Origin of the sequence: Sphingobium jiangsuense (assembly GCF_014196495.1) — a bacterium.
Taxonomy (GTDB): Bacteria; Pseudomonadota; Alphaproteobacteria; order Sphingomonadales; family Sphingomonadaceae; genus Sphingobium; species Sphingobium jiangsuense.
Map to the genome: position 1 here is coordinate 48,362 of NZ_JACIDT010000016.1, position 26,387 is coordinate 74,748.

Sequence of the window (26,387 nt, forward strand, 5' to 3'; positions counted from 1 at the left end):
TCAGAAAGCGGCGCCCAGACCGACGAAGAAAATTCGCCCCGGCTCGGCATAGCTGTAAAGCGCCGACTCCTCGGCCAGACGCTTCCTGAAGAGATTGTCGACCCCGGCCTTGAGCGTCAGCCGGTCCCCAAGCTCATGGCTGAAATCGAACGACCAGAGATCATAGCCGCGAAGCCGGATCGGCACATTGTTCTGATAGAGGGTCTGCTTGCCGACATAGCGGCCACGCAGGTTCACGGCGCTGCCTGTGACCGGTTCCCAGCGGGCCGCCCATTTGATGCTGTGATTGGGACGTTCGGACAGTTCCCGGCCGTTCGACAGATCCTGCGGATCGACATAGGCATAGCTGGCCGACAGCATGATGCTCTCGACCGGCATCCATTCGGCGTTCAGCTCCACACCGCGGATGCGCGCCTTGTTGACATTGACATAGGCGCGCCGCTCGCGCCCGCGAATGCCGCAAAGCTCGACGCAGATGGTCTGGACCAGATCCCGGAGATCGCTTTGGAACAGCGTCGCGCCGACGTGCCAGTTCCGGCCGTAATAGGTCGCGCCCGCCTCATAGGCCGTGCTGGTCTCCGGCTTGAGGTCGGGATTGCCGGTGATGATGAACCGCCCGCCGCCGCCCACGGTGATATAGCCGAGCGAAAGTTGCTTGAGGCTCGGTGCCTTGAACGCCTTGCCGACGCCCCCGCGCAGCACGAGGCCTTCCACGGGCTTGAGCGTCAGATAGGCGCGGGGACTCGTCTGCCAGCCATAGGCGGGGTGATGATCGAACCGGCTGCCGACCGTCAGCGACCCGAGATCGCCGAACGACCATTCGTCCTGCACGAAGACGGCGTCGTGATCGACGCTTGCCCTGCCTTCCTGATTGACCCTGCTGTCGCGCAAGGCTTCATGCCGGTGCTCGACGCCGGCCGTCAGGCGGTTGCCGGTGAAGATATTGAGCGTGAGGCGTCCATCGGCGACGAAATCCGTGGCCTTGGTCGGCTCGGTCGGCGCCTGCCCCTGATCCCGCTCATTCACCCGCTTCAGCACCGAGCGATAGGCGCGCGCCTGAACCTCTCCCCAGTCCCATGTGCCGGTATAGCTGCCATGGGTCTGTGCGCGGGTGACATGATCCTGATATTCGTAATAGACCGGCCGGGCATCGGTGGTGACGGCATCGCGGGCGCGGTCGTCGTCGACCGCAGCCTGACCGATCTCGATCCGCTGGTTCGGGGCGGGCATCCACCACGCGATCACGCTGCCGCTTAGCGCATCGCGCGCTTCCAGTTCGCTCTGGCGGGGATCGTCCTTCATCTGTGTGCGCGCCCGCTTGCGCCATTCGCCCCAGGCGACGATGCCGAGCTTGTCCTCAATGATCGGCCCGCCGATCAAGACGGAAAGCTGCGTCGTATCGCCGCCCACGCCATCGCGAAAGCCCTGCATGGCGAGCGCGCTGGCCTCCAGCTTGTCGGGCCTGCGTGTCAGGACGTTGACGACGCCCGCCAGTGCCTCTGAGCCGTAGAGCGCGGAGAGGGGGCCGCGCACCACCTCGATCCGGTCGATCGCGATGCTCGGCACCCAGCCCAGATCGAAATCGACATGCGCCATGTTCGCCGCGGAATCGCTGATCCGACGTCCGTCCACCAGGGTCAGCAGATGCTCGTTCGACATGCCGCGAATGGAAATGCCGCGCCGCGTCATGCCGATGCCGTTGATGGTGAGGCCGGGTTCGTTCTCCAGCGCCTCGGCGAGATCCTGCACCGGCCGGCGGCGCAGCTCGGCGCCGGTCACGATCGACATGGTGGCGGGCGCATCCTTGATGGCCTGTTCGGTGCGGGTCGCAGTGACGACGATATCGCTGCCTTCGATCGCGGATTTCTGCCGGGCACGAATCTGGGCGCGATTATCCTGATCTTCGGCGAGCGCAGGTGACGTCCAGGCAAGTACAGACGCCGCGATAACGGTGATTTTCTTCATGATCCCCCAAAAGCTAAGTGAAATGCCGGTCACTCGACCATCGACAAGGACCGGCCGGGCCATGGCTGACCGCCCTCCAGGACAGGAGTTGCCGATTCGTGATATGTTATAACATCTCTATTTCTGAGCCGCAATCTGCAATCCCGACAGGCAATGACCTTGCTCATCGACGAGGGTTGCGAGAGGATTTCAACTCGCTCGATATTAGCGTGCTGCGCCTATATCATCTTACAGGCCGATGAGACGAGGCCGGAGAATGGCGCCCTGTTTCGTGCGCAAACGTCTCGCTACTGCGCGCGCCATAGGCCCATAGATCGACCAACCGGATGCACGATCCGTAGTTTCAGCCAGAACCGGTAACACACCGCCTTCAGCGGTGGAGAATGACAAGAGGGCCGACCCCCGAAGAACATAAGCAATGGGCACAGGAATATCGCCGGGGCGGGCGTTTTTGATCGTGACGGCCGTCAGAGGTGTGAGGCTACGCGCTGAAAACGGGCGCTCTATATCCGGGAAGAGCTGAAGCAGGCATCAATCACCTCGACACGCAGCAGGAAGCTGCTTGACCAGCGCCATGGGCTGGAACCGGCTGTCTGATCTGTCATGCGTCACAGAGACGGTGCGCTTTCCGGATAAGTCATATCAGTTCCTTATTGACCTCTCACCAAATCGATAATACTGGTCAGTCCAATATTGATAAATTGGATTGGGAGGTTTCCAGATGCGATATCATGCTCTTTTTGTGACGACCGCCGCCTGCGCTCTGATGGCCGGGCCGGCGCTGGCCCAGGGTACGGCGGCCGCCGCCGCCGGGCAGAGCGGCGGGCTTGAGGAAATCGTCGTCACCGCACAAAAAAGAGAGCAGAATCTTCAGGATGTGCCGGTTGCCGTCACGGCTTTGACCGCCGATACCCTTTCGAACCGCGGCATCAACGATGTGGTGGACATCACCCGCGCGGTTCCCAGCCTTACCATTACCCAGACGCAGAGCCCCAATAACAGCAACATTATCCTGCGCGGCATCGGCACCAACGCATTCAGCACCGGTGTCGAATCCAGCGTGGCGGTGGTTGTCGACGACGTGTCGCTGCTCCAGCAGTCGCAGGCCTTTTCTGGTCTGACCGATATAGCCCGCGTCGAGGTGTTGCGCGGTCCTCAAGGCACGCTGTTCGGTAAATCCGCTTCCGCAGGCGTCATCAGCATCACCTCCCAAGCGCCGACGAGGGACATGTCGGCGGGCCTCAACGCCGTCGCAACCTCCGACGAGGAATATCGCGTCGACGGCTATGTTTCCGGCTCGGTCAACGAGCGGATCGGCGTGCGTTTCAATGCCTTCTATTCCACGCGGGAAGGCTATATCCGCAATCTGGCGACGGGCAACAAGCTGGGCGGGGACGAATCCTACGGCTTCCGCTTTCGCGGCGATCTGGAGCCGACGGACAGGCTCACCATCAACCTGATCGCCAGCTATTCCAACAGCTCCTCCACGCCGACGCGGACCTGGCGCTATGCGGATCCATCGGCGCGCATTTTCGGTGGCGGCGGCAATCCCGGCGTCCTTGTCGCGCCCGCATTGGTTGGGCAGAATGTCGGGCCGGAAAATTTCACCGTGCGCCAGAATGTCGAAGGCTCCGTGGACAGCAAACAGTCCATGCTGGTGGGCAAGGTGACGCTGGACCTCGGCGCGGCAAGCCTGATGTCGATCACCAGCCATCAGGACTGGAAGCAGGCGGCGGGTCTGGATGACGGTGACTATACCGATCTGGCGGTTGTCGGCCGCGCGGAGGGCATGACGTCCACCTCGCCTTTCCATGCGCGCCAGTTCGCGCAGGAATTGCGGCTGGTATCGACCGACAAGGGGCCTTTCAGTTATTTGCTCGGCCTCTATTACGCCAATGGCCGCACGGACCGTTATTTCGATCGTCTGGCGGTCGGCCCGCTGCGCGCAAGCTGGGATTCGGAGGCGGGCACCAAGACCTATGCCGCCTTCACGCAGCTCAGCTATGATCTGACGTCCACCACCCATGTGGATGCGGGGCTGCGCTGGAACCGGGAAAAGATCCACGTCCGCTTCGCCAATCTGCTGCCGCCGGCAACCAATGCCTGCTATGCGACCTGCATCGGCAATGCCGCCGACAACCGCGCCACCTACAAGATCGCGCTGCGTCAGGATATCGGCCGGGACGCGATGCTCTATGCGTCCTATGCCACCGGGTACAAGGGGCAGGGTTATGACGTTTCAACCGGCTTTACGGCGGCGCGCGCTGCCAATCCTGTGAAGCCCGAATATTCCAGGGCCTATGAGATCGGCCTCAAGAGCGAGTTCTTCGACCGCCACCTGCAATTGAACGTCACCGGGTTCTGGACGGACTACAAGAATTTCCAGGCGCAGAGCGCGGTGTTGGTCGACGGCACGCCCCAGTTCCAGCTGAGCAATGTCGGCAAGCTGCGTAGCAAGGGCGTGGAGGTCGAGCTTTCCGCCAAGCCCGCCGAAGGGCTGCGCATCGATGCATCCGCCGCCTATACCGATGCGAAGATCAGGGATTTCCCCAATGCCAATTGCTATGTGGGCCAGACCGTCGCGCAGGGCTGCGTGGACATCAATCCCGGCCCCGCGGTGACGATGGCGCAGGAAAATCTCGCCGGGCAGCGCCTCGCCAATGCGCCCAAGTTCAAATATACGGTTTCGGCCAATTACACGGCGCCGCTGTCCGGCGGGCTGGATGCTTTCGTCCAGGCCGACTGGACCCATCAGAGCAGGGTCAATTTCGACCTGCTCGGCAATCCCGCGACCGTGCAGCAAGGCCATGGCATATTGAACGGCAGCATCGGCATCGAGGAATCCGACAGCAAGGCCTTCCGGGTGAGCCTGTTCGTCAACAACCTGCTCGACAAGGCCTATGCCAGCCTCATCATTCAGGCGCAGGGCGAGCAGCAGGGTCTGGCGACGCAGCAGTTCCTGCCCCGCAATGCGCGGCGCTACGGTGGCATCCGCGCCCGCTTCCGCTATTGATGATCGGGGAGAGGGGCGGGCGAGCACCGCTCCTCTCCTTCTATTCGGCAAGGGCAGTCCGGCAAGGTCCGCCGGGAAAAGAACGAGACCATATAAGGTTGTGCAGGGAGAGATGGCGTGAGGCGGCATTGGCTATTGGCGGGTTCGATCATCGGGGCGATAGCTGAGGCGGCCCTCGCGCAGCCTCTTCCCGCGCACCATGCCGCACCCGTCGCGCAGAGCGCGCGCCTCTCGCAATCCCTCGCGGAGGGATGGCGTTTCCGGCAGGCCGATGCGCAGGGCGCGCAGGCACCCGATTTCGATGATGGCGACTGGGAACAGGTCGTCGTTCCCCATAGCTGGAACCGCGTCGGCTATTATGATCCGGGCGCCGGAACCGGATCGCAGACCAGGGACAGCGTCAACAAGGCTCAGGGCATCGGCTGGTATCGGCTGGGCTTCGCCACGCCCGCCATGGCCAAGGGGCAAAGGCTGTGGCTTCAGTTCGACGCGGCCAGCCGGGTCGCCGACGTCTGGCTCAACGGCAAGCTGCTGGGGCGGCACGAAGGCGGCTTTTCCCGCTTCCGCTTCGATGCGACCGAAGCACTGCGCGCCGATGGCCGCAATATACTGGCGGTGCGGGTCGACAATAGCCATCCGGCCCCCGGCACGGCGACGGCAAACGCCTTTCCGCTGACCGGCGATTTCTTCGTCTATGGCGGGCTGTATCGCCCCGTCAGCCTGATCGTCACCGATGCGGTGCATTTCGACATGCTCGATTTCGGCGGACCGGGCGTCTATGCGCGGACCGACGCCATTACTGCCGAAGGCGCGAAGGTCGGCGTGCGGGCAAAGCTTCGCAATGATGGCGCGCGCGCTTTCACGGGCAGGCTGGTCACGAGACTGGTCGATGCGGATGGCGCGGTCGCGGCGGAAAATATCGCCGAGATCCGCATCGCGAAGGGGCAGGGCAGGGAAAGCGCGTTCGATCTCGTCGTGCCTCGGCCGCGCCTTTGGCAGGGGGTGGACGACCCCCATCTCTACCAGCTCGTCGTCGAGTTGCGCGGCGCGAAAGGCGAGGTGCTGGACAGCCTCGCGCAGGATTTCGGCATCCGGCAGATCCAGCTCGACCCCGACAAGGGGATGATCCTCAACGGCAAGGCGGTGCGCCTGAAGGGCGTCGGCCTGCATCAGGATCGCGAGGGCAAGGGCTGGGCGCTTGGCGAGGAGGATATCGCCGACACCTTCGCCACCATCCGCGACATGGGCGCCAATTCGATCCGGCTGACCCATTATCAGCATGGCGAGCCGATCCATCGCCTCGCCGATCGCCACGGTTTCATCCTGTGGGACGAGATCGCCCTCGTCACCGCCTGGACTTTGACCCCGGATCAGCAGGAAAGCCCGGCGGGCCTCGTCGCCAATGCGCGGCAACAGCTTCAGGAGATGATCCGGCAGAATTACAACCATGCCTCGGTCGCGCTCTGGGGCATCGCCAATGAGGTGGATTTCGGCCCCAACCGTCCGGACTTCCTCGGCAAGGCGCCCGATATCGTCCCCGACCCCGCTCCCTTGCTGAGGGAACTGAACGCCTTATCGAAGTCCGAGGACCCGTCGCGGCCGACGACGATGGCGACCTGCTGCGAGGATCATGGCATGCAGGGCATACCGGTCGTCGCCGATCTGGCGGATACGTCGGGCGTGAACCGCTATTATGGCTGGTATTACGGCAAGCCCGCAGAGCTGGGCGCGCATCTCGATCATCTCCATGCCAAGCGCCCGATGCAGCCGCTTGCCGTCGCCGAATATGGCGCGGGCGGAGCGTTCTCGATCCACAGCGACGATCCGCTGGGCGGGCCGATCGACATGGCCGGGCGGCGGCAGCCGGAGGAATATCAGAGCTGGGTGCATGAGCAGAGCTGGCCGGTGATCGCGGTCCGGCCCTATCTGTTCGCCAGCTGGCTGTGGAACAGCTTCGATTTCAGCTCGACGGCGCGGCGCGAAGGGGATTCGCAGGATATCAACACCAAGGGGTTGGTCAGCTATGACGGCAAGACCCGCAAGGACGCCTTTTATTATTACCGCGCGAACTGGTCGGCTGAGCCGACGGTGCACATCACCGGGCGGCGCTATGCCGATCGCGCCTATGGCGTGACCGACATACGCGTCTACAGCAATGCATCCGCGACGGAACTGCGCCTGAACGGCCGCTCGCTGGGTGTCCGGCGCGATTGCGTCAACAGGATTTGCATATGGCCGCAGGTGCGGCTCGATCCGGGCGCCAATCGCCTGACCGCCACGGGGCAATTCGCGGGCGGCGCCGTGGAGGACGGGATCGAATGGAAGCTCGATCCGGCCCGCCGCAACCTCTTCCGCATCGACAGCGGGGCGGTGGTCGCGGCAGAGGTGCGGGAAGGGCGCTTCGGCTCGGATGCTTTCTTCAGCGGCGGCACGGCAGGCACCATGGATCGTTTCGCGCGCGGAAAACCGCCGCAACTCGCCGCCATCGCCGGCAACCCGGACCGGGATCTGCTCACCACCTATCGCGAAGGCGATTTCGGCTATTCGGTGCCGCTAGACAATGGCCGCTACATGCTGTCGCTTACCTTCGTCGAGCCTTCGGCCAAGCCCGGCGAGAGGCAGTTCACCGTCCTTGCCGATGGGCAGGTCCTGCTACGTGATTTCGACATCGCCACAACGGCGGAAGCCCTCTTGCACGCCATCACCCGCAGCTTTCCCGTCATAGTGAGTAATGGGCGGCTCGACCTCCGCTTCGTGCCCGTGCGGGGCAAGGCGATCGTCTCGGCGGTCGAGATCACCCCCCGGCGCTGACCGCCCGGCAGGAAAAGGACGAGCCCTCTTGTTGATCCGTTCCGTTCGATTGCGCTGGTGGATGATCGGCCTCGTCACGCTGGGCACGATCCTCAACTATCTGGCGCGGTCCTCGCTGTCGGTGGTGGCGCCCACGCTGACGCAGCAGTTTGACATGACGACCGAGCAATATAGCTATGTCGTGCTGGCCTTTCAGGGCGCCTATACGATCATGCAGCCGATTGCGGGCATGGTGCTCGATGCCTTGGGCGGGCGGCTGGGACTGGCGCTGTTCGCGTGCGGATGGGCGCTGTCCAACATGGGGCATGCGTTCGCGACCGGCTGGCAGGGACTGGCCTTTTTTCGGGGTCTGCTGGGTGGCGCGGAGGCGGCGGCGATGCCCGCCGGACTCAAGGTCGTGGCAGAATGGTTTCCGGCGAAGGAGCGCACCGTCGCCACCGGCTGGTTCAACATGGGCACCTCGGTCGGCAACATGATCGCGCCGCCGCTCGTCACCTTCTGCATCATCGCCTGGGGGTGGCAGTCGGCCTTTCTCGTCACCGGCGGGATCAGCCTGTTCTGGGCGCTGCTCTGGTACGGCCAATATCGCGCGCCGCGCGACCACCCCAATCTGACGGAAGAGGAGCGCGCCGCAATCCGCGAGGGGCGGGAAGAGAGCGAGCCGGTCGAAAAGGCTTCATGGCGCAGCATATTTTCCACCCGCCGCTTCTGGAGCATCGCGGTGCCGCGCTTTCTGGCCGAGCCCGCGTGGCAGACGTTCAATTTCTTCATCCCGCTCTATCTGGTCGCGGTCTGGCATCTCGACCTCAAGCAGATTGCGCTCTGGGCGTGGCTGCCGTTCGTGGCGGCGGATCTCGGCTCGCTGGCCGGGGGCTATCTGGCGCCGCTGCTGATCCGGCGGCTGGGGGTGTCGGTGCTGACGTCGCGCCAGCTCATCGTCACGCTGGGCGCGGTGCTGATGATCGGCCCGGCGTCGATCGGTCTGGCGGGCAGCCCCGGCATGGCGATCCTGCTCTTTTGCGTGGGCGGCTTCGCGCACCAGATGCTCTCCGGCGCGCTGCTGACGCTCAGCGCGGACATATTCCCGGCAAGCGCGGTCGGGCGTGTGACGGGCATGGCGGGATCGGCCGGATGGATCGGGGGAATGCTCTTCACCTTCGCCATCGGCCAGAGCGCGGACGCTTTCGGCTATGATCCGCTGTTCGCGGCATTGGCTGCGCTCGACCTGCTCGGCGCGGCGATCCTCTGGATCCTGCTCGGCACGCGGCGCTCGCAGGGCGTCGGGAACAGGGAGGCGAAGGCATGAACGGCTCAGGCTTCGACAGGCCCTCGGCCACGGCGCGCGCTTGCTCCTACATCCTGAGGGAGACTGCGATCAGCATGGTCATCAACATGGCGATCACCGCCGGCTTCTATTGGCTGGCTTTCGGCGGCCTGCCGGAGGTGTCCGCGCAGGGCCTCGGCCGGGATTGCATTCCCCAAAGCTTCATGATCGCGCTGATGAGCGCATGGATACCGTCCCTCATCGCCCGTAAAAACATCGGCAAGGGAACGACGCCCCCGGCGCGTCCGAAAGCCTTTCGCGTGCCGTCCAACCTGTTCCTGCGCGCGCTGACGATCGCGCTGCCTGCCATGGTCTTGTTCACCGGCCTTGCGGTGGGAATGCTGACGCTGATCGGCCAGCCGGCCTTTGCCTTTGCCACCGGCCTTGCGCTGAAGCTGGCGTTCGGGGCGCTGGTCGCGGCTTGCGTTACCCCGCTGGCGCTGTGGATCGCCCTGTCCGGGCCACGCGGTAAAAGGACGGAAACCCATGTCTGAATGGCCAAATGAGGATGGAATATGAAGGATGCACTCACCCCTGAATTGAGCCGTCGTTCCCTTCTGGCCGCCAGCGCCGGGGGCGCGATGGCGCTTTCCGCGTCCGCCCTGCCCACGCGGGCGGGCGCGCAGGAAAGGAAGCTGCCCAATATCCTCTGGCTGACCAGCGAGGACAACAACCCCTATATCGGCGCCTATGGCGACAGGCTGGCGCATACGCCCCATATCGACGCTCTGGCGAAGAAGGGGATTTTGTACCGCAACGTCTATTCGAACGCACCGGTCTGCGCGCCTTCCCGCTTCGGCATATTGACCGGCGTTCTGCCGGAGGCCTGCGCGCCCGCCAACCATATGCGGGCGGTGGCGAAGCTGCCCGATTTCCTGCGCACCTACCCCGAATATCTCCGTTCGGCGGGCTATTATTGCACGAACAACGTCAAGACCGATTATAATTGCGATGTCGATCCGGCGCGCATCTGGGACGATAACGGCCCGAAAGCCCATTATGCGAACCGCCCGGAAGGCAAGCCCTTCATGGCGGTGTTCAATACGCTGGCCTCGCACGAATCCCGGCTTTTCACGGTGACCGAAGGGCGGGTGAAGCCGGAGGATATAATCCTTCCGGCCTATCTGCCTGATACACCGGCCATCCGGCAGGATTATGCCAGTTATTACAACCTCATCGAAAAGATGGATGGCGATATCGGTCAGAGGCTGGCCGAACTGGAAGCCTCCGGTCTGGCAGAGGACACCATCGTCTTTTATTATTCCGACAATGGCGGCGTGCTGCCGCGCTCGAAGCGCTATTGCCATGACCGGGGCCTGCGCTGCGCGATGGTCGTCTATGTGCCGCCCAAATGGGCGCACCTCTCGCCGGTGAAGGCCGGGACGACGGTGGACGCGCCGGTGAGCTTCATCGATCTCGCCCCCACGCTTTTGTCGCTTGCCGGAATGGTCAAGCCGCAGACGATGCATGGCGCCCCTTTCCTCGGCCATTTCGCGGCGGCGCCCAAGGACCATGCCTTCGGCATGCGCAACCGCATGAACGAAAGCGTGGATTTCGTGCGCACGGTGACGGACGGGCGCTATCGCTACATCCGCAACTATATGCCGCATCGCCCCTGCGGGCAGCATCAGGCCTTTTCCTGGCTGCTGAAAAGCTATCAGGACTGGGACCGGCTCCATCGCGAGGGCAGGCTGACCGAGGTGCAGGCGCGCTTCTTCCAGCCGCGCGCGTTCGAGGAATTCTACGATCTCGACGCCGATCCCGACGAGGTCGACAACCGCATCGCCGATCCGAAGCACAAGGCGCGGGTGGCGGACATGCGCCGCGCGCTCGACCGGCATATGATCCGTATAAACGACAATGGTTTCATTCCGGAAGGCGCCGCGCCTGAAGGTTATGTGCCGAGCCGGGCTGCGGGGGCCTATCCGTTGAAGGCGCTGATGGCATTGGGCGCGGCGGCGGCGCGGCGGGACAAGCGGAAGCTGCCGCTGTTCCGGTCCCGACTGACTGATGCCGATGCCGTGACGCGTTATTGGGCGGCGATGGGGCTGCTCATCCTCGGCGAGGACGGGCGGCCCGCCCTTGCCGACCTGCAAGCCGCAATGCGTGTCGATCCCTCGCCCCATGTCCGGGTGGCGGCGGCCGAAGCGGTCGCCAATCTGACGAAGGAGGACGAGCCCGTCCTCAAGCTGGCCGAACTGGCCGGTGACGGGCAGCCGCTGTCCGTCCGGCTGCTCGCGGTCAATGCACTGACCTATATCGGCAATGCCCGACCCGCTCTGGCCGCGCTCAAGGCCATCGAGAAGGGGGCGAAGGGCGATCTGTCGGTGGGCACCAAATATCTCATCGCTCTGATCGAGGGCAGCTATGACCCCGCCATTCCCCTGATCGATATGTCGAAGGCGCCTGCGCATTATGGGTGAGGTTTCCGGGAACGGCATGAATGAAGCCAGCAGAGGTGATGCATGAAGTCGATACGCTCACAGCTTCGGGGGGTGGCCCTGACCCTCATGATCGGCGCCGCGCTGGGGGCGGCCCCCTCGGTGGCGCGGACCGGCGCCGCGACGCCGGGCAAGCCGGTTTCCGCCCCGGCGCGGGCGGAAAGGCCGATGAATGTGCTGTTCATCGTGTCCGACGATCTCAACACGCGTCTGGGGAGCTATGGCGCGCCGGTTCTCACGCCCAATATCGACCGGCTGGCACGGGAAGGGACGCGATTTGACCGCGCCTATGCGCAATTCCCATGGTGCGCGCCGAGCCGTGCCTCGTTCCTGACCGGGCTGCGGCCCGATGCCACGCGGGTTTTCGATCTTTCCACCCATATCCGCACGACCGTTCCCGATATCGTCACCTTGCCGCAATATTTCAGGAACAGCGGCTATTTCTCCGGCCGCGTCGGCAAGATATTCCATCAGGGCGTGCCCGGCGGCATCGGCAGGAGCGGCGCGGACGATCCGGCGTCGTGGGACGCCGTGGTCAATCCGAGCGGGCATGACAAGATCCTTGAAACGGAAGGCAAGATCATTCCGATCACGCCCGGCATCGGCCTAGGCTCAGGGCTTGCCTATGCCGCCGATGAAGGGCTGGACGAAGACCAGACCGACGGCAAGGTCGCGACCGAAACCATCAGGATGCTGGAAGCCCACAAGGACAAGCCCTTCTTCATCGCGGCGGGTTTCTATCGGCCGCATGTCCCGTTGATCGCGCCGAAGAAATATTTCGACCTCTATCCGCTCGACACGATCGAACTGAAGAAGGAGACGCCGGAGACGATCGCCACTATCGTTCCGGCGGCGCGGCGCGTCCTGCCCGCCAATCTCGGCATGACCGAGGAGGAGCAGAGGCAGGCGGTGCGGGCCTATTATGCCGCGACCAGCTATATGGATGCGCAGGTCGGCCGGGTTCTCGACGCGCTCAGGCGGCTGGGGCTGGAGGACAACACCATCGTCGTATTCCTTGGCGATCATGGCTTCGCGCTGGGCGAGCATGGCGAATGGACCAAGGTGATGCTGTGGGAGCAGGTAACGCGCGCGCCGCTCATCATGCGGGTGCCGGGGGCGAGGGGGAACGGTACGGCGGTGAAGCAGGCGGTCGAGTTCGTCGATATCTATCCCACGCTGGTCCAGGCGGCGGGTCTGCCCGCCAATGACCGCAATCAGGGCGTCAGCCTGCTGCCGCTGCTGCAACGGCCGACACGCAAATGGGATCGCCCGGCCCTGTCGCAGGTGCAGGGCGGGCGGAGCGTTCGCTATGGCCGGTGGCGCTACACCGAATGGGAAGAAGGCAGGCTGGGCCGCGAGCTTTACGATTACAGAAGCGACCCGGAAGAGCATCGCAATCTGGCCGATGATCCCAAATATGCCGCCGTGACCGCCCGGTTGAAGGCTATGCTGCCCAAGGGGCCGGTCGAAAAGCGTCCGCCGCTCAGCCGCTATCACCCCGACGAGGATTGTCTGGAACTGCCGCCGGGCGTTCCCACCGCCGTCGGTCGGCCCTGTAGAACGCCGATGGCCCCGCGCGAGGGCGGACAGGCTCCCGCGGCGGCGGAGCGGAAATAGGGCGGGGCGCCCCTTCTCCGCAACGGCAAAGCAAAAGGGGCAAAGCAAAAGGGGACCGGTCGTGCAGACCCGGTCCCCTTTCTCCCGCCCGCATTGCGGACGAGGATCAGGCAAGCTGACGATAGAAATCCGGATCGCGGGCCGGGATCGCGCCTCTGTGCAGCACGACCCATCCGGCCAGTCTGTGGCCGATCCCGGCGGAAGCCTCGGCCGAATATCCCTTCAGGCGTCCGAAAAGATATCCGGCATTGAACGCATCCCCTGCGCCGCTGGTGTCGACCGGGCTGGCATGCGGGGTGGTGGGGGATAGGGTGCCGTCGGGCAACAGGCATCCATCCGCGCCCAGCTTCACGACGACCTCCCCGCATCCGCGCCCCGACCAGAAGCGCGCGACATCCCGCACCGAGCCTTCGCCGGTGAGCAGCGTCTCATCCTCCAGCGTGGGAAGGCCTATGTCGGCAAGGGAGATGGCCCGGCCGTGCGCTTCCGCCGCCGCTTCGGGCGAAGGCCAGAGGCGAGGGCGATAATTGCTGTCATAGGCCACGCGCCCGCCCCGCAGTCGGAAGGTGCGGCAGAAATCGAACAGCCTTTCGCGTCCTTCAGGCGGCAGGATGGCAAGGCTGATGAGCGAGAAGCCGAAAAGCTCCGCCTGTGCCGCCTTTTCCAGAACGCCGTCCATGCCGGGCAAGGCGAACATTTCCCGTGCGGCGCTGTTGTCGCGCCAGTAGGAGAAATGCCGCTCGCCCTTGTCGTCGGTCGAAATGGCGTAAAGCCCCGGCGTTCTTGCCGGATGGGTGAGGACGAAGTCCGTGTCCAGTCCCCCGGATGCCCAATCCTGCCGCAGGCGCTGGCTGAAATCGTCGCTTCCCAGCGCGGTGATGAACGCCGTGCTGATGCCCAGCCGGCTCATGTGTACCGCGCTGTTGAGCGTATCGCCGCCATGGCGCAGGCGCCAGAGGTCGCCATCAGCCGGGGACAGCTCCAGCATCGCCTCGCCGAGAAAGATTGCCCTTACCAATTCCACATGGTCCCGTCTTCAAGCCGCGCCACCGGCAGATAGGCCGGTTTATAGGGATAGCGGGCGGCCAGCTGCTCGTCGATATCGACGCCATGGCCCGGCGTCTCCCCGCAATGGAGCAGGCCGTCGCGGAAGATGTAATCATGCGGGAAGACCGCGTCGGTTTCCTCGGTATGGCGCATATATTCCTGAATCCCGAAATTCGGCACCCAGGTGTCGAAATGCAGCGCGCAGCCCATGGTGACCGGCGACAGGTCGGTCGCGCCGTGGCTGCCGGTGCGGATCTGGTAGAGCGCGGCGAGATCGGCGATGCGGCGCATATGGGTAATGCCGCCCGCGCCGACGATGGTGCAGCGGATATAGTCGATCAGCTGGTTCTGGATGAGATCCTTGCAATCCCAGATGGTGTTGAAAATCTCGCCCACCGCCAGCGGCGTCGTGGTGTGCTGGCGCACGAGCCGGAAGGCTTCCTGGTTCTCGGCCGGGGTGCAATCCTCCAGCCAGAACAGCTGATAGGGTTCCAGCATCTTGCCCAGATTGGCGGCTTCCATCGGCGTGTAGCGATGATGGCCGTCATGCAGCAGATGATGGTCGAAGCCATAGGTCGCCCGCAGCTTGTCGAACAATTTGGGCACATGGTTCAGCGCCTTGCGGGTATCCCAGCCGGTGAGGCTGGGCAGCGCGGCGTCGGCCGGTTCGTAGAAGAGTTTGCCCCGGCCCACGCCATAGGCGTCCTTGATGCCCGGCACGCCGGTCTGTGCGCGAATCGCCTTGTACCCCATGTCGATATACTGGCCGACCGCCTCGACGGTTTCCTCGATGTCGGCGCCATTGGCATGACCATAGACCATCACGCCGTCGCGACTGCGCCCGCCGAGCAGCTGATAGAGCGGCATGTCCGCCATCTTCGCCTTGATATCCCACAGCGCCATGTCGACGGCGGCGATCGCGCGCATCGTCACCGGGCCGCGCCGCCAATAGGCGCCGCGATACAGATATTGCCAGATATCCTCGATCCGGCGGGGATCCTTGCCGATCAGGCAGGGGAGCACATGGTCTTCCAGATAGGAGACGACCGAAAGCTCCCGCCCGTTCAGCGTGGCGTCGCCGATGCCGTAGACGCCCTGATCGGTCATGATCTTGAGCGTGACGAAATTGCGTCCGGGCGAGGTGACGATCACCTTCGCGGCATCGATTTTCATGAGTTGGCCTCGTTACTTGACCCGTTGATGTGGTATCCTGGAGTTGACGAAAGCCATCTGGTCTGTCAAGTAATTTGAATTGGTAAAACCAAAGGAGTTGAAATGAACATTCCGCGCGGAGGGCAGGAGCGCCTGTATCAGGATCTGGCGCGCACCCTGTTGGAGGAGCTGGCCGCCGGCAAATATCCGGTCGGCGCGCGCCTGCCCGCGGAGCGCGAGCTGACGGCGATGTACAATGTCAGCCGCCCGACCGTGCGGGAAGCGATCATCGCGCTGGAAGTCCAGGGGTTGGTCGAGGTCCGGGTCGGTTCGGGCGCCTATGTCGTGCGCCTGCCGGGCAAGGGCGATGTGCCGGGCTTCAATATCTCCGCCTTCGAGCTGACCGAGGCGCGCCTCCTGTTCGAAGGGGAAGCCGCCGCCCTCGCCGCGACCCAGATCAGCGATGAGGAACTGGAGGATATCGAGCGGCTGGTGCGGGAAATAGCACGGGAGAATCAGGAGACACAGGGCACGGAAAGCGCCGATCAGGCCTTTCATTTGGCGATCGCCCGTGCGACCCGCAACACCGCCGTCTATGACACGGTGGAACAGCTCTGGCGTCTGCGCAACACGTCGCCGGAAGCATCGCTGCTGCACGCGAAGGCGCGCACGGCCAACGTCAAGCCGGTGGTCGACGAGCACAGCGCCATAGTGGAGGCGCTGAAGGCCCGCGATCCGGCCGCCGCCCGCGCGGCGATGCGCGCGCATCTGGCGGCGGTGCTGGACAGCCTCTTGTTTGCAACCGAGGAAAGGGCGGTCGAGGAAGCGCGTCGCGCCATTCAGGCCAAGCGGGATCGCTACGCGCGGGCAACCGCATAGATCATGGCGAAGAAACTGGAGCTTCATCCCGACCGGCTGTTGCCGGCGGACCCTTCGACGCGGGCGATTGCCCGCGATCTTTACCGATCGGTGGCGGCGCTGCCGATCGTCAGCCCGCATGGGCATACCGATCCGGCATGGTTCGACCTCGACGAGCCGTTCGGCAACGCGACCGACCTGTTGCTGGTGCCGGATCATTATGTGTTCCGCATGCTCTATTCGCAGGGCGTGCCGCTGGAAGCGCTGGGCATCGGCAATCCCGCCGTAGATCCGCGCGCGGCGTGGCGCCTGTTCGCAGGGCATTATCATCTGTTCCGGGGCACGCCGTCGCGCATCTGGCTCGACTGGGTATTCGCGGAGGTTTTCGGCCTGACCGAACAGCTCGACGGCGAAACCGCCGACAGCTATTTCGACGCCATCACCGAGAAGCTCTCCACCGATGCCTTCCGCCCGCGCGCCCTGTTCGACCGCTTCGATATCGAGGTGATCGCCACCACGGAAAGCCCGCTCGACACGCTGGAACATCATGCGGCCATCCGGCGGGAAAACCGGCGGCCGGGGGGATGGCAGGGCCGCGTCATCACCGCCTATCGGCCCGACCCGGTGATCGATCCCGAATTCGAGGGGTTCCGCGCCAATCTGGATCGTCTCTCCGTCCTTACCGGCGAGGATTGCCGCAACTGGCGGGGCTATCTCGCCGCGCATCGCCAGCGTCGTGCCTTCTTTGCGGAGCATGGGGCGACCAGCACCGATCATGGTCACCCCACCGCGCGCACCGCCGATCTGCCGGAGGCCGAGGCGGAGGCGCTGTTCCGGCGTGTCTGCACGGAGCGTGTCTCCGCCGGGGACGCCGAGCTGTTCCGCGCCCAGATGCTCACCGAAATGGCACGGATGAGCATCGAGGACGGCCTGGTCATGCAGATCCATCCCGGCGCGTTCCGCAACCATAATGGACCTCTTTTCCACAGGTTCGGGCGCGACAAGGGAGCCGACATTCCCACACGTACGGAATTCGTCCATGCGCTCAAGCCGTTGCTGGACCGTTTCGGTAATGATCCGGCGCTTTCGGTCATCCTCTTCACGCTGGACGAGAGCGTCTATGCGCGGGAACTGGCGCCGCTTGCGGGGCATTATCCCTGCCTGAAGCTGGGGCCTGCATGGTGGTTTCATGACAGCCCCGAAGGCATGCGCCGCTTCCGCCGCATGACGACCGAGACGGCTGGCTTCTACAATATGGTCGGGTTCAACGACGACACGCGGGCCTTTCTGTCCATTCCGGCCCGGCACGATGTCGCCCGGCGTATCGATTGCGCGTTCCTCGCCGAACTGGTGAGCGAGCATCGCCTTCAGGATTGGGAGGCCGCCGAACTGGCGCGGGAGCTCGCCTATGATCTCGCCAAAAAGGCCTATCGGCTGTGAGGCTGGCGGAAGCGGCGCTGCCTCGTCTGGCCCCCGCCGTCCGGTGTTTCGACTATGACCGCGCGGCGCAGGCCGTGGGGATCGTGCATCTCGGCATCGGCGCCTTCCACCGGGCGCATCAGGCCTGGTATACCGATCGCGCCCTGTCGGCCGGAGACCGTGACTGGGCGATTTGCGGCGTCTCCTTGCGATCGCCGGAGGTCGCGGTGCAGCTCAATCCGCAGGACGGCCTCTATATCGTGGCGGAACGATCGAGCACGGGCACCGGTTATGGACTTGTCGGCGCCGTGCGCAATGTCCTCGTCGCCGGGCAGGAGCGGGAAAGGGTGGTCGAGCAGATTGCCTCGGCCGCGGTGAAGATCATCAGCCTGACGGTGACGGAAAAGGGCTATTGCCGCACAGCTGAAGGAAGGCTCGATTTCACGCTGGCAGGCGAAACCAGCCTTTATGGCCTGATCGGCGAGGCCCTGAAGCGGCGGCGCGACGCCGGGTTGCCGGGCCTGACGCTGCTGTCCTGCGACAACCTCGCTGACAATGGTCGCCAGCTCCGGCGGCTGATGGCCGAATATCTCGACCGTTTCTCTTCGGATTTGCGGTCATGGTTCGAGGCCGAATGCGCCTGCCCCTCGACGATGGTGGATCGTATCGTCCCCGCCGTCACCGGTTCCGACCGCGCCGGGGTCGCCGCCGCCATTGGCCTCGAAGACCGGGCGACGGTGCTGACCGAGCCTTTCAGCCAATGGGTGATCGAGGACTGTTTCGTTCAGGGCCGGCCGCGATGGGACAAGGTCGGCGTCCAATTGGTGGAAGATGTCGCGCCCTATGAAATGGCGAAGCTGCGCATGCTCAACGGCGCGCATTCGGCGCTGGCCTATATCGGATTGTTGCGGGGGCATGAATTTGTCCATCAGGCGGTGGCGGATTCCTTCATCCGGAAGATCGTGCAAAGGCTGATGCTGGAGGAAGCCCTGCCGTCCGTGCGGCCCGCGCCGGGACAGGATCTGGCGGGCTATGCGAACCGCCTGCTGGAGCGTTTCGCCAACCCCGCGCTGGCGCACCGGCTGGCCCAGATCGCGATGGACGGCAGCCAGAAAATTCCGCAGCGCTGGTTCGGCACATTGGCGGACGGGCAAAAGGCGGGGCGTTCCTGCCCCTCGGTGTTGAGGGCTGTCGCGGCCTGGATGTTGCATATACGGGGAGATAATGGCCCTGTTGACGATCCCATGGCCGCGGAGTTGAGGGCTGTTTGGGGGCAGGGCGACCCGTCCTCTGCGTTAGGCGGCTTGTTCGGTGAGGCTGGCCTTTTTCCGACGATCTGGGCGCCGGATGAAGGTCAGAAGGCCTTCCTCATCCGATCCCTTGGTGAGTTCGAGCGATAAGCTCAGGAGGGCTTTGATGATATCGCTCATCCGAAGAAGCTGTTACCTGCTCGCGCATCCAATTGAGGAATTTGAGAAATGCTGACGATGATTCGACCAGGTGCGACCTTCAAGGATAATCTTCAACAATTGCCATCCATTGATGACGTGTGCCGCATCGATCTTGTCGACGGGAACGGAGCCGTGGTTGCCAGCATCGAAAATCAGCCGGGCAAGCAAGGTTCGCTGGCGGTCTACCAATATCTGAAGCAACTCTTTGGTATCCTTGATACGAAAGCGGCTGAACATGGCCTGGCCGTGTTTGCCGAGCACACGGCGGATGCGCGCAACCGTCCGGGTGCGCATCCGAATGTCGACCATCTGCTTGCGATTGCCGCGGGCGGACCTCCGCTGGGTATCGAAGTCATCGCAGCCAGCCGCTGACCTGCCGGATCAGGTCAGAAGCCGTGCGGTGAGGTACATGCCGGGCGCGAACACGCAATGGCCGACGCCGCTCTTGAGCCGGATCATGTTGGGGTGGGTGTTCGCGATCCGGTTATTCCCATCCCCATGCCAGGCATCATCGCGAAATGGGGCAGCACCAGCAGCACCTCTGCTTCCGGCAGTCTGATTCCGTCAACATAGCAGTCGTGCGCAGGTCATTTCATTTATGGCGCACGAAGAGTTGAGAAACGCGATCTTGCGTTGTCATGCTGGTTCGCGTTTCCCCTCAACGATAGCTCTTATAAGCCGTCCAGACCCTTGCTGACGAGAATGCTCACCTCAACGCGACGGTTTTGTGCCCTGCCTTCGGGCGTGTCGTTGCTCGTCAGCGGTTGCGCTTCGGACATTCCGGTGGGGGTTAGCATGCGATAGGGTTTCCAGCCGCAATTCTGCTGAAGATAATTGACGACGCGAGCGGCGCGCTTTTCACTGAGTTGCTGATTATATTCGTTGTTTCCCGTGGAATCGGTATAGCCTACGATCAGGAGCAGGGCGTTCTTCATGCCTTCGGCTGTGGAGGCTGTCGTGCAGAGGTCGTTCTGCGCCTGAGCGGACAATATGGCCTTGCCGGTGTCGAAATTGACGTTGGTCGTGCCCTTCACATTATATTGCCCGATATCGGCCACGCGGCTGCGCAACGCCCCGGTGGCCGCCGTTTGCTCGGCAAAGCCCTCGGCAGTGCCATTGCGGATCATATTCGCGGTTTTGAGGTCATTGCTTTTGAGTTCGATCTGGCTGGCCAGCAGACTATTGCCCGATTGCAGGGTTTTGACTGTAACAGGCAGGCCGTTCATCAGGGAACTGGTGCCAAGCTTACTGCGGCCGAGGCCCAGAAACCCGCCTTTCGCCTTTATCCGGGTAGCATCGTTGAAAGCGACAATCGTGCTCGTGCCATCAGCGGCTGTGACCCGTATCTTATCATCGCTGCGCCCGGAGATGATGCCTTCAAGGTCCGGCCCACGCGTCATTTCGGATGCCTCTGGCGCGGAAGTATCCGATACGGTCACCGACAGGGCCGCGTCATTTTGCTCCTGCGGCTGTGCGGCCGCGCTGGCTGAGGCCGATGCTGCAAGCATGGCAAGCAGTAAAGGGGCTATGGGGGTGTTCGAAACGATGGTCATTCACGCTGCTCCTTCAAACTCGAATTCCAGCCCTGCGTGTTCAGGAAAACCTGTCGCGCAGATGAATGGCGGCGGAAGCGCCTCGATTTTCCCGATATCTTGAACGCTCCTTGCGGTGAGATGATGCTCCTGTTTCGATACAGTTGCGCGATCGGTTCCTTACGCTATCGCCGACTGAGGCGATGTTAGTCTGCTTGCATCCTGCAAATGCAGGCCGGCTGGCTTCGTGACCTGCACGCGGCGGGCACAGCGGACAGCGTAATATCCTCAAGTTCACTATCTGGCGCTGGACTCGGGCCAGAAGCTTGTCGAGGAACTGCATGAGCGGGATATCGCAGCAAAATTCGCGTCATCAGAAGCGGACAGCGCATGGCGTATCGTTCCAGCGCGGCGCGCTGTTTGCCTTGTTGTCGAATCGCATCTATCTGGGCGAGACCGCCCACAAGGGCACGGCCTATCCCGGCGACCATGAAGCGCTCATCGACCGGGAGCTGTGGGACAAGGTGCAGGCGTTGATCGCACGGGCCATATCTGCTGTACGGCCCGTAATGCGGACCCGCAGGCATTTCGCTTCCCCTTCCCGAGAAGCAATACGGGCAAGGCGCTCATTCTCCAAGCGGTCCTCTTCCGCCTGTCCAGCTTCTTGGGCTTCCAGTTATCCCGCTCCCATTCATCGCGGCGGCGTTGGGCTGCAATGTTGGCAGGGAATTGGACAGGGCACGGATTTGGGCTGCCAGCACCTGCCGGGTGGCGCCAATTTCCCGGTCCGTTGCTTTCACATAATCCGGCAGCCGTCGCTTGGCCTCTGCCCGGTCCTTTGTACGGAGAGAAATTTTCCAATCCGTGCGGGGCTTGCCCGTCTTGGTGAGGATCGCGGATTGCAGTTCTTCGGGAACGCGGCGGTGGGAATAATAGACGCTGCCGACCTGTTCGAGCTATGTACACATAGCCAAAGTTCCTGTTACAGATGTAACAGTCTTATGTAAAATCTGGCTGTTTTTCAGGGGTTTCCAGCCTTCTCAAAGGCTTGAAAAAATGGTGCCAGAAGAGGAATCCAATCGGGCGTCCAAGCGGCTAATTCGTCACGAAAAATATCTATGAGCGTTTGCCAAGACCATCTATAGCACCATTCGAGCTTTCGGCAACATTTTCGAGGCAAATTTACTTCGGTTTAGCTCCGTCCATCTGACAAAACTAGCCGACAAATCCCTCGACCTTCTCCAAAGAAATCCGAGACTACAAGCCCTGAAGAAAGCTCATTCACCCGTAGGCGACCATGACGGCGCCCTCGTAGAGATGAAGTTCATGGGCGCCATCCGCTCGACCGAGACGGTTGGGTGGCGGAGCCAGCGCTGCGACAATATCCTCAAAATCCAAACGGACTCAACCTGCCCGACGTGAGCCACCTCCTTGACGGCCGTTTATAATCGGCCATATTTGCCCGGTAAATAAGGGCTTCTTATGCTTGCCTATAATCCCGAAAAATTTGCGTCGCTGTACGAAACGGATCTCGGTCAGCGCATCTGGGTGTTTCTCACGCGCCGCGAAAATGTCGCTAGGCTGGAAATGGCCTCGCAGCTCAGTAAACCAGCGGTCGAAGGCATCGAGGAGCAATTGCTCGAAGCCTTGCGAAGAGGTTCTGGTCGATCGCGTCAAGCAGATGGTTGGCCACATGATCCGGCAGATTCTTGAGCAGCGTGATTGGGTACTCGATCAGAGCGATGTGAAAGTGCAGTCGGTGCCGTTCAGCAAGGCTGCGCGCTATCGTCGGCCCGACTGGATCACATTCTACGCTTTTCGCAATTCCAGCGATCCGCGTGACGTGGCGATTACCGATCGCCGGCAGAATGCGCGACTGCCGACCGACACCCGCTGGACTTACTACGCGACCTTCGCCAGTCCGTTGCAGGCCTCGGTCGCATTCAACGTGCGTGACCTTCGCCAACTTCGTCAGCATGTCCCCGCCCACGGCTTCTACCGCGTTCGGATCGAGCGGACGTTGCGGTGTGCGTAATGGCGATGCCGAATTTCTCGCACATCACTCTTACCGACCGGGAAGAGCCTCTGCTGCTGGCTTGGCCAACGCCCGATAATCCTGCCGGGCTCCTCACCATTGCATGCGCAGCCGATTGGCGCGCCCTTGTCGAGAACCTCGGAATCGACGGGCGAATACCAGAAATCGTGCGAGCGAAGTTTGCCCGTGCGCAGACTCTTTACCTGCTGGGCTGGGTGGATTTCGGCTTGATCAAGGTTGGCGAACTCGCCGCCCGGATCGCATTGGAGTTGGCGTTGATGGACTGCTATGGCGGGCAAGTTCCCAAGAACAAGCGCGGCTTTGCCGTACTGCTCAGGTACATGGTCGAAGTGGATGGTCTGACCGACGCACACATCCCCATGGTGACGCGGTGTAGTGGAACGGCGGTGGGCCAACTGACGGGCGAAATCCGTCCGACCCTCGCCGAGCGCAGGAATATGTTGGCTCATGGTAATCCATTCGAGGGTTTGCCGACCGGCGGCCTTCTGGAACTCGCGCAAGACCTCATCAACTACGCCTACCGTGACTACATCGCTGGCGCGACGATCGCCGGAGGGTTGCGGTAATGCCGGTAAGCCCGTCGATCCTCGGCGCGGTCAAGCGGTATGGCGAATTCCGCGACCGGGTCCGAGTAACCTCTTGGCGGATGCCAGCTTCATGGCGTTGAGTGAACTGTGCCAAGCCGAATATGGCGGCGGCAAGCCGGTCTTCGTCCTGAGCGCCGCGCTGCGTTCGCTCGGCCTCCCTTGCCATCTCCCGGCCAACGGTGCTGGCCTGGCGCTTGACCCGATCAGCGCGGCGAATGCGATCGACGCCGCCTACAAAGGGCGACGATAAACGCCCCGTTATCATTACCGATCGCGGGAAGCCAAACCATGTCCTCATGTCGATCGATGAATATCGAAGGCTTCAAGGCGGCAAGAAGATGAGCTTGCTCGAATCTCGTACCCCGAGCGCTTTTGAGAGCATAATGCGCGGACTGAACGAAGCGCATGACTATGCAAACGGCAAGGATATTGGCGCTGTTGTCCACGTCGCTGATGTGTTCCGCCAAGAGCCTGAGCGATCCCCCGGCACCTGACACCCGGCACGCGCGCTCTGCTATTGTCGCTGTAGCGCGAGGATCAGATCGCAAAAGCGGCTCTCGAAGCACTTGCAGCCTAGCGGCAACGACGTGAAGATTGACTTGTGCTACCTGCAGGATCAAGCTCAGATATGGATCGTGAAAAACGTACAATGACAACCTGCCATATCGATTTGATATGCTAAATTTCACCGTGATTTCAATCATATGGTAGCGCAATGAGCTGGTATTGTACTAAGGCTGTCCCCGGCTTCGGCGGTCTGACCACCTTCGATCTTGTTGAGTCAGGTCGCGCCGACGATCTAATTCAATATATCGAAGCTGTCGATGCCGGCATATATTTAGCTAAAGTCTGACCACCGCGCCGCGATAGACATGAAATCCATTTAAGATATTGAAAATAATATATTTTATAGGAAAATAGAAGCGCGAGCCGGAACGGCTCATGCCGTAAAATAGCCCCCGCTTCCTGTTCACATGACGAGGATTGAGAAGCACATTCCATTATGCTTTGCACCATCAGAAGCGGTCATCTGGTCGCGGTGGGCGCGGCCGGTTCCGGTTCCGGCGGAGGATGGTGGCATCGCCTGGCGGCAGATGCTGCCTCTTTCGCTCAGCTACGATCATCGCGTGATCAACGGCGCGGATGCCGCCCGTTCCCGCACGTCTCCGCTACCGGCACTCCAGACGCTCCGCGCGCAAGGCCGAGCGGCGCACCCTGGCGCTTCAGAGCTTGCCGGTCAGCTCGGGTACGGCGGTGTAGAGATCGGCGACGAGGCCGATGTCTGCGACCTGGAAGATGGGGGCGTCCTCATCCTTGTTGATGGCGATGATGGTCTTGCTGTCCTTCATCCCGGCAAGGTGCTGGATCGCCCCCGAAATGCCGACCGCGACATAGACCTCCGGCGCGACGATCTTGCCGGTCTGCCCGACCTGATAGTCATTGGGCACATAGCCCGCGTCGACAGCGGCGCGGCTCGCGCCCACCGCCGCGCCCAGCTTGTCGGCCAGCGGGAAGATCAGCTGCTCGAACGTCTCGCTGTCCTTGAGCGCGCGACCCCCCGACACGATGATCTTCGCCGAGGTCAGCTCCGGACGCTCCGACGCCGCGATCTCCGCCCCCACGAAGCTGGAAAGGCCGGTGCCGGCGGTGGCGGCGACCGGCTCGATGCTGGCGCCGCCGCCCGTGCGCTCCGCCTTGGCAAAGGCGGTGCCGCGCACCGTGATCACCTTCTTCGCGTCCTTCGAGCGTATCGTGGCGATCGCATTGCCCGCATAGATCGGACGGGTGAAGCTGTCCGGCCCTTCGACCGACAGGATATCGCTGATCTGCATCACGTCGAGCAGCGCGGCGACACGCGGCGCGATGTTCTTGCCGGTGGTGGTCGCCGGGGTCAGAAACGCCTCATGATGCGCCATCAGCCCGACGACCAGCGGCGCGACATTCTCGGCCAGCGCATGGGCATAGGCGGCATCGTCCGCCACATGCACCTTCGCCACCCCCGCGATCTGCGCGGCGGCTTCCGCCACGCCGCCGACATCCTGCCCGGCGACCAGCAGATGCACCTCGCCCAGCTGCGCGGCCGCGCTCACCGCCGACAGCGTCGCATCCTTGAGGGCCCCGCCCTCATGCTCAACCCACACCAGCGCCTTCATGCCGCTACCCCCAGTTCCTTCAGTTTCGCCACCAGCTCATCGACGCTGCCCACCTTGATCCCCGCCGAGCGCTTCGCCGGCTCGGACACCGACACGGTCTCCAGGCGCGGGCTGATGTCCACCCCGAACTCCTCGGGCTTGCGGTTCGCCAGCGGCTTGCTCTTCGCCTTCATGATATTGGGCAGGCTCGCATAGCGCGGCTCGTTCAACCGCAGGTCGGTGGTGACGATCGCGGGAAGCCTGAGCTTCACCGTCTCCAGCCCGCCATCGACCTCGCGGGTGACGGCCACGCTGTCCCCCTCGACCTCGACCTTGCTCGCGAACGTCCCCTGCGCCCAGCCCAGCAGCGCCGCCAGCATCTGCCCGGTCTGGTTGCTGTCATCGTCGATCGCCTGCTTGCCCAGAATGACGAGGCCCGGCTGCTCTTCTGCCGTGACCTTCGCCAGCAGCTTGGCCACGCCCAGCGGCTCCACCTCGGCGTCGGTCTCGATCAGGATCGCCCGGTCCGCGCCCATCGCCAAGGCCGTGCGCAGCGTCTCCTGCGCCTTCGCCACGCCAATCGACACCACCACGATCTCCGAGGCGACGCCCTGCTCCTTCAGCCGGATCGCCTCTTCCACCGCGATCTCGTCAAACGGGTTCATGCTCATCTTCACATTCGAAAGATCAACTCCACTCCCGTCCGACTTCACACGAGGCTTCACATTATAATCTATCACCCGCTTCACAGGTACCAACAGCTTCATCTCAGTGTCCTTTAACTGGTTTATCACTCTGCACAGCAGGCTACCCGAACGGAAAGATGGGCATTGGGTAACGGCAATCGCGACGCACCGATTTTGTATCCCGCCCGCATATGAATGTGGCGCTGATTTGGGACTCTGGGCGGCCATGCGGTTGCACGGATCGTCTTTGAAAGCACAATGGCCGGAAGCGATCTGTAACGGGTTTTATCCAGGCC

Annotated in this window: 21 protein-coding genes and 3 pseudogenes; 17 read left to right on the forward strand and 7 right to left on the reverse strand. The window is 62.8% G+C overall.

Features of this window, described 5'->3' with window-relative positions:
• Positions 1 to 1,965, reverse strand: coding sequence for a TonB-dependent receptor domain-containing protein (locus GGR43_RS18005; RefSeq protein WP_188073344.1), 1,965 nt, complete (start codon positions 1,963 to 1,965; stop codon positions 1 to 3).
• 721 nt (positions 1,966 to 2,686) lie between these two features.
• Here GGR43_RS18005 and GGR43_RS18010 point away from each other — a divergent pair.
• From GGR43_RS18010 to GGR43_RS18035, 6 genes are all read left to right on the forward strand, one after another.
• Positions 2,687 to 4,978: a TonB-dependent receptor gene (locus GGR43_RS18010; protein WP_188073345.1), complete on the forward strand. Its 2,292-nt coding sequence runs from the start codon at positions 2,687 to 2,689 to the stop codon at positions 4,976 to 4,978.
• 117 nt (positions 4,979 to 5,095) lie between these two features.
• Positions 5,096 to 7,789, forward strand: coding sequence for a glycoside hydrolase family 2 TIM barrel-domain containing protein (locus GGR43_RS18015; RefSeq protein ID WP_284276801.1), 2,694 nt, complete (start codon positions 5,096 to 5,098; stop codon positions 7,787 to 7,789).
• Between the two features lie 31 nt (positions 7,790 to 7,820).
• Positions 7,821 to 9,095: an MFS transporter gene (locus tag GGR43_RS18020; RefSeq protein WP_246343906.1), complete on the forward strand. Its 1,275-nt coding sequence runs from the start codon at positions 7,821 to 7,823 to the stop codon at positions 9,093 to 9,095.
• A complete protein-coding gene (locus tag GGR43_RS18025; RefSeq protein WP_188073346.1) occupies positions 9,092 to 9,607 on the forward strand; it encodes a hypothetical protein in 516 nt (171 codons plus the stop codon). The genes GGR43_RS18020 and GGR43_RS18025 overlap by 4 nt, the downstream gene beginning before the upstream one ends.
• Positions 9,608 to 9,628: 21 nt before the next feature.
• The gene (locus tag GGR43_RS18030) at positions 9,629 to 11,536 is read left to right on the forward strand and encodes a sulfatase family protein (RefSeq protein ID WP_188073347.1); all 1,908 of its coding nucleotides are present in this window, start codon (positions 9,629 to 9,631) and stop codon (positions 11,534 to 11,536) included.
• A gap of 72 nt (positions 11,537 to 11,608) precedes the next feature.
• Positions 11,609 to 13,171, forward strand: a complete 1,563-nt coding sequence (locus GGR43_RS18035; RefSeq protein WP_284276797.1) for a sulfatase — start codon at positions 11,609 to 11,611, stop codon at positions 13,169 to 13,171.
• Positions 13,172 to 13,277: 106 nt separating this feature from the next.
• Here the strand turns inward: GGR43_RS18035 and GGR43_RS18040 are convergent, their stop codons facing one another.
• On the reverse strand, positions 13,278 to 14,195 hold the full coding sequence (locus tag GGR43_RS18040; protein ID WP_343054521.1) for a sugar kinase: 918 nt from the start codon (positions 14,193 to 14,195) through the stop codon (positions 13,278 to 13,280).
• The gene (gene manD / locus GGR43_RS18045) at positions 14,183 to 15,391 is read right to left on the reverse strand and encodes a D-mannonate dehydratase ManD (RefSeq protein ID WP_188073349.1); all 1,209 of its coding nucleotides are present in this window, start codon (positions 15,389 to 15,391) and stop codon (positions 14,183 to 14,185) included. Before manD ends, GGR43_RS18040 begins: the two co-directional genes overlap by 13 nt.
• Before the next feature lie 102 nt (positions 15,392 to 15,493).
• Between manD and GGR43_RS18050 the strand changes: the two genes are divergently transcribed.
• The 4 genes from GGR43_RS18050 to GGR43_RS18065 all read left to right on the forward strand — a co-directional run bounded on the left by GGR43_RS18050 (position 15,494) and on the right by GGR43_RS18065 (position 19,470).
• Entirely contained in the window at positions 15,494 to 16,249 is a 756-nt protein-coding gene (locus GGR43_RS18050; RefSeq protein WP_188073350.1) for a FadR/GntR family transcriptional regulator, read from the forward strand.
• 3 nt (positions 16,250 to 16,252) lie between these two features.
• Positions 16,253 to 17,668: a glucuronate isomerase gene (uxaC, locus tag GGR43_RS18055; RefSeq protein WP_188073351.1), complete on the forward strand. Its 1,416-nt coding sequence runs from the start codon at positions 16,253 to 16,255 to the stop codon at positions 17,666 to 17,668.
• Positions 17,665 to 19,047 carry a mannitol dehydrogenase family protein gene (locus GGR43_RS18060; protein ID WP_188073352.1) on the forward strand — a complete coding sequence of 461 codons (1,383 nt, stop codon included), beginning with the start codon at positions 17,665 to 17,667 and terminating at the stop codon, positions 19,045 to 19,047. The genes uxaC and GGR43_RS18060 overlap by 4 nt, the downstream gene beginning before the upstream one ends.
• Before the next feature lie 87 nt (positions 19,048 to 19,134).
• Entirely contained in the window at positions 19,135 to 19,470 is a 336-nt protein-coding gene (locus GGR43_RS18065; RefSeq protein ID WP_188073376.1) for a DUF2322 family protein, read from the forward strand.
• Between the two features lie 299 nt (positions 19,471 to 19,769).
• Here GGR43_RS18065 and GGR43_RS18070 read toward each other — a convergent pair whose 3' ends face one another.
• Positions 19,770 to 20,651, reverse strand: coding sequence for an OmpA family protein (locus GGR43_RS18070; RefSeq protein ID WP_188073353.1), 882 nt, complete (start codon positions 20,649 to 20,651; stop codon positions 19,770 to 19,772).
• Positions 20,652 to 20,971: 320 nt separating this feature from the next.
• Between GGR43_RS18070 and GGR43_RS23950 the strand changes: the two are divergent.
• Positions 20,972 to 21,160 (forward strand): annotated as a pseudogene (locus GGR43_RS23950) (recombinase family protein); the annotation flags it as partial.
• Positions 21,161 to 21,256: 96 nt separating this feature from the next.
• On the opposite strand, the pseudogene GGR43_RS23955 reads toward GGR43_RS23950, so the two are convergent.
• A pseudogene (locus GGR43_RS23955) lies at positions 21,257 to 21,568 on the reverse strand (DUF6538 domain-containing protein); the annotation flags it as partial.
• Between the two features lie 544 nt (positions 21,569 to 22,112).
• Here GGR43_RS23955 and GGR43_RS23395 point away from each other — a divergent pair.
• From GGR43_RS23395 to GGR43_RS23605, 6 genes and pseudogenes are all read left to right on the forward strand, one after another.
• Positions 22,113 to 22,343, forward strand: coding sequence for a hypothetical protein (locus GGR43_RS23395; RefSeq protein WP_223177507.1), 231 nt, complete (start codon positions 22,113 to 22,115; stop codon positions 22,341 to 22,343).
• Positions 22,324 to 22,665: a hypothetical protein gene (locus GGR43_RS23400; RefSeq protein ID WP_223177508.1), complete on the forward strand. Its 342-nt coding sequence runs from the start codon at positions 22,324 to 22,326 to the stop codon at positions 22,663 to 22,665. The genes GGR43_RS23395 and GGR43_RS23400 overlap by 20 nt, the downstream gene beginning before the upstream one ends.
• On the forward strand, positions 22,665 to 23,252 hold the full coding sequence (locus GGR43_RS18085) for a hypothetical protein (protein WP_246343889.1): 588 nt from the start codon (positions 22,665 to 22,667) through the stop codon (positions 23,250 to 23,252). Before GGR43_RS23400 ends, GGR43_RS18085 begins: the two co-directional genes overlap by 1 nt.
• 91 nt (positions 23,253 to 23,343) lie before the next feature.
• Complete coding sequence (locus GGR43_RS18090; RefSeq protein ID WP_223177509.1) at positions 23,344 to 23,523, forward strand: hypothetical protein; 180 nt, start codon at positions 23,344 to 23,346, stop codon at positions 23,521 to 23,523.
• Positions 23,489 to 23,767 (forward strand): type II toxin-antitoxin system Phd/YefM family antitoxin, encoded by a 279-nt coding sequence (locus GGR43_RS18095; protein WP_188073356.1) that lies wholly within the window; start codon positions 23,489 to 23,491, stop codon positions 23,765 to 23,767. Before GGR43_RS18090 ends, GGR43_RS18095 begins: the two co-directional genes overlap by 35 nt.
• A gap of 480 nt (positions 23,768 to 24,247) precedes the next feature.
• A pseudogene (locus GGR43_RS23605) lies at positions 24,248 to 24,415 on the forward strand (2-oxo acid dehydrogenase subunit E2); the annotation flags it as partial.
• An 81-nt stretch (positions 24,416 to 24,496) separates the two neighbouring features.
• Here the strand turns inward: GGR43_RS23605 and GGR43_RS18105 are convergent.
• Together GGR43_RS18105 and GGR43_RS18110 are read right to left on the reverse strand one after the other, a co-directional pair.
• Positions 24,497 to 25,426: an electron transfer flavoprotein subunit alpha/FixB family protein gene (locus tag GGR43_RS18105; protein ID WP_188073357.1), complete on the reverse strand. Its 930-nt coding sequence runs from the start codon at positions 25,424 to 25,426 to the stop codon at positions 24,497 to 24,499.
• Positions 25,423 to 26,172 (reverse strand): electron transfer flavoprotein subunit beta/FixA family protein, encoded by a 750-nt coding sequence (locus GGR43_RS18110; RefSeq protein ID WP_188073358.1) that lies wholly within the window; start codon positions 26,170 to 26,172, stop codon positions 25,423 to 25,425. The genes GGR43_RS18105 and GGR43_RS18110 overlap by 4 nt, the downstream gene beginning before the upstream one ends.
• Between the last annotated feature and the right edge of the window lie 215 nt (positions 26,173 to 26,387).

Bases quoted from the DNA above. Each gene is read 5' to 3' on its own strand.
- GGR43_RS18005 (WP_188073344.1), bottom strand. From the start codon at position 1,965: ATGAAGAAAATCACCGTTATCGCGGCGTCTGTACTTGCCTGGACGTCA.
- GGR43_RS18010 (WP_188073345.1), top strand. From the start codon at position 2,687: ATGCGATATCATGCTCTTTTTGTGACGACCGCCGCCTGCGCTCTGATG.
- GGR43_RS18025 (WP_188073346.1), top strand. From the start codon at position 9,092: ATGAACGGCTCAGGCTTCGACAGGCCCTCGGCCACGGCGCGCGCTTGC.
- GGR43_RS18030 (WP_188073347.1), top strand. From the start codon at position 9,629: ATGAAGGATGCACTCACCCCTGAATTGAGCCGTCGTTCCCTTCTGGCC.
- manD (WP_188073349.1), bottom strand. From the start codon at position 15,391: ATGAAAATCGATGCCGCGAAGGTGATCGTCACCTCGCCCGGACGCAAT.
- GGR43_RS18050 (WP_188073350.1), top strand. From the start codon at position 15,494: ATGAACATTCCGCGCGGAGGGCAGGAGCGCCTGTATCAGGATCTGGCG.
- uxaC (WP_188073351.1), top strand. From the start codon at position 16,253: ATGGCGAAGAAACTGGAGCTTCATCCCGACCGGCTGTTGCCGGCGGAC.
- GGR43_RS18065 (WP_188073376.1), top strand. From the start codon at position 19,135: ATGATTCGACCAGGTGCGACCTTCAAGGATAATCTTCAACAATTGCCA.
- GGR43_RS18070 (WP_188073353.1), bottom strand. From the start codon at position 20,651: ATGACCATCGTTTCGAACACCCCCATAGCCCCTTTACTGCTTGCCATG.
- GGR43_RS23395 (WP_223177507.1), top strand. From the start codon at position 22,113: ATGCTTGCCTATAATCCCGAAAAATTTGCGTCGCTGTACGAAACGGAT.
- GGR43_RS23400 (WP_223177508.1), top strand. From the start codon at position 22,324: ATGATCCGGCAGATTCTTGAGCAGCGTGATTGGGTACTCGATCAGAGC.
- GGR43_RS18085 (WP_246343889.1), top strand. From the start codon at position 22,665: ATGGCGATGCCGAATTTCTCGCACATCACTCTTACCGACCGGGAAGAG.
- GGR43_RS18090 (WP_223177509.1), top strand. From the start codon at position 23,344: ATGGCGTTGAGTGAACTGTGCCAAGCCGAATATGGCGGCGGCAAGCCG.
- GGR43_RS18095 (WP_188073356.1), top strand. From the start codon at position 23,489: ATGCGATCGACGCCGCCTACAAAGGGCGACGATAAACGCCCCGTTATC.
- GGR43_RS18105 (WP_188073357.1), bottom strand. From the start codon at position 25,426: ATGAAGGCGCTGGTGTGGGTTGAGCATGAGGGCGGGGCCCTCAAGGAT.
- GGR43_RS18110 (WP_188073358.1), bottom strand. From the start codon at position 26,172: ATGAAGCTGTTGGTACCTGTGAAGCGGGTGATAGATTATAATGTGAAG.